Below are 2,861 nucleotides of genomic sequence, written 5' to 3'. Positions count from 1 at the left end.
CCCCGCCCCACCGCGACGCGGCCGGGCCCCCGTCGAGCGACCCAACTGCTCCGGCGCGCGCCCCGGCCGCCGCCGGGGCCCCGGCCCGCCCGAAGGCCGCCGAGATCACCCCGTCGTCGGTCTTCCATACCGCTTCGTAGTACTTGTGTTCGTCTGAGCTGCCGGCCAGTTCGGCTGTGGCTGCCAGGGCCATCTTCGGCGCCAGCTCGCCCGGGAAGGTGTCCAACACCTCGCTGAAATGCTTGCTCGCGGAATCGTAGTCGCCAGTGAGCAATTCGGAGACAGCGCGATACCACACCAGCCGCCAGCGCCAGCCGACCCGCTCGGCCAGGTCGTCGAGTTTACGGGTGGCCTTGGCGACGTCGCCGAGGTCCAGCAGCGCTCGAACCTCCATCAGCGGAAGCTCGACGGACTCCGAGAGGTCGATGTCCTCGGAATCCATGGCGCCGTGCCGGAATGCGCGCAGCGAATCCAGGGTCTGCACCGGTTGGGACAGCACGGTTGCTCGCAACAGCGGCGCAGCGACGTCGGCGGGGTCGACCAGCGGCACCTGCAGCGCCGTGACAATCTCCTTGGCGGTCAGCTTTTCTGCGTGCACATGGCCATCCAGATACACGTCGGTGTGAGCGACCAACAGCGCTTCGCCGAATACCGCGCGGCTGCGCGAGAAGATGCTCGATAGGCTCGGCCGCCGCACGCCGGTGTCCCGCGCAACCACTTCACGCAGCACACCGAAGAGCTGACCGGAGATCTCCTCGGCGCTGGCAAATCGCCGCTTCGGATCGGGATCGATTGCCCGACGCAACAATCGGCCGAACGAGTCGTACTGGGCCAGCACCGGATCGTATTCGGGGAGTCCCTCGACGTAGCGCCCGCCGCGGGCGCGCAACTTCAACGTGAGAGCCGCGAGGGTGCGCCCGACGGTGTAGATGTCGGTGGCCACAGTCGGCCCGGTCCGCACGATTTCGGGTGCCTGATAACCCGGCGTGCCGTAGAGGTAGCCGAACGAATTGATCCGCGACACCGCGCCGAGGTCGATCAGCTTGAGCTGCTCCTCGGTGAGCATGATGTTTTCCGGCTTGAGGTCGTTGTAGACCAAGCCGATCGAGTGCAGATAGCTCATGGCCGGAAGGATTTCCAGCACAAAGGCGATCGCTTCGGCGACGGGCAGTTCGTTGCCTTTGCGCCGCTTGAGTGACTGCCCACCCACGTACTCCATGACGATGTAGCCGACGGGTTCGCCGTGCTGGTCGGCGTGTTCGACGAAGTTGAAGATCTGCACGATCGAGGGGTGGACCACCTCGGCGAGGAACCGCCGCTCGGCCATGGCGATCGCCTGCGCTTCTGCATCGCCAGAATGCACCAGACCTTTGAGCACCACTGGGCGGTGGTTGACGTTGCGGTCCAGTGCCAGGTACACCCAACCCAGGCCGCCGTGCGCGATGCAACCTTTGATCTCGTACTGGCCGGCCACCACGGTGCCCGGGTTAAGTTGCGGCAGAAACGAATACGAACTCCCGCAATAGGGGCAATCGCCCTCGGACCGCGCTTTTTCGCCTTTTCTGGATCGCCCCACCGGCTTTCCGCAGTTCCAGCAGTACCGTTTCGACTCCGGCACAACCGGATTGGGCATCAACGCTTCCAGGGGGTCGATGTCGGCCACTCGCGGAATTTCGACCAGGCCGCCACCGAGTCGGCGCACCGGGGGTCGTTTCACCAACTCTGTCCGATCCGTCGGCGCGATACCGCCGATGTGGATCAAGAAGTCATCGTCGTCATCGTCGTCGAAGTCGGGCCGAAAGATCGCCTGGGTGGCCATCGGACGGCTCTGGGACGATGAATCCACCATCGCGTCGACGGACTCGGCGACCGGACCTGTGCCGTCCGCGTCCTGGCTGTCGAGTCCTGCCGGCTGCTCGGCCATCAGTCCACGTACCTCGGGGTTGGGGGCGCGGGCGAAGGACCGAGCACCGTCAACCATTTGCGGTACAACGTATTCCACGTCCCGTCACGCCGGATCCGCTCTAAGGTGCCGTTGATGAACCGCACCAACCCGGTGTTGTCCAACTGGACACCGATGCCGTAGGGCTGGCTGTCCATGTTGGGCCCGACGATGTGCAGGTAGGGGTCTTGCGACACCAGCCCGGCAAGGATCGAGTCGTCGGTGCTGACCGCGTCGACCTGCCGTTGCTGCAAGGTGACCAGGCAGTCGGCCCAGTTCACCACCTCGACCACGATGGCAGGCGGCGCGATCTCGCGGATCCGCTGCAGCGATGTGGTGCCCTTGGCCACGCAGACCCGCCTGCCGGAGAGATCGGCCGGTTTGGCGATCGGGGAATCGCTCGAAGCCAGAATGCGTTGCGCGGCATCAAGATAGACCGTGGAGAAGTTGACCAGCTTACGCCGCTCGCAGGTGATGGTCATCGTCTTGACGACAATGTCGACGTCGCCCTTCTGCAGCGCGGTGATGCGCTCGGCCGACGACAGAATCCGATACTCCACGCGCGCTGGGTTTCCGAAGATGTCGCGGGCGATCTCGCCCGCGATGTCGACGTCGAAGCCGACGATCTCACCGGTGATCGGATCGCGGAAGCTGAACAGGTTGCTGCCGATGTCCAAGCCCACAATCAGCCTGCCGCGGGCGCGGATGTTGGCCACCGCGGCGTCGGCGTCGGCCGGGTTGTCGAACGGGCGCAGGCTGGCCGTGGGATTGCAGTCGTTGGCGGTCTTGTCCGGGGGCAGCGGCGGCTGCGGCGGCATCTCCTGCATACCGGCCGGAGTTGGCGGCGGCAGGGTCGGCGCGGGCGCGATCACCATCGACCCCGACTCGCTGCAGCCCGCCAGCAGCGTCGTGGCGATCG

General features: G+C 65.7%; 2 protein-coding genes. Both read right to left on the bottom strand.

All coding sequences use genetic code 11. The features are described 5' to 3' along the window. A partial coding sequence (locus AC2VOU_RS12690) for a tetratricopeptide repeat protein (protein WP_486957699.1) occupies nt 1-1,849 on the bottom strand: 1,849 nt, incomplete at its 3' end. A gap of 74 nt (nt 1,850-1,923) precedes the next feature. Further along, nucleotides 1,924-2,859: a glutamate ABC transporter substrate-binding protein gene (locus AC2VOU_RS12685; protein WP_486957698.1), complete on the bottom strand. Its 936-nt coding sequence runs from the start codon at nt 2,857-2,859 to the stop codon at nt 1,924-1,926. Between the last annotated feature and the right edge of the window lie 2 nt (nt 2,860-2,861).

The sequence above is a fragment of the Mycobacterium sp. TH-M25 genome (assembly GCF_057473665.1).
This window is presented reverse-complemented; position numbering and strand designations above follow the sequence as displayed.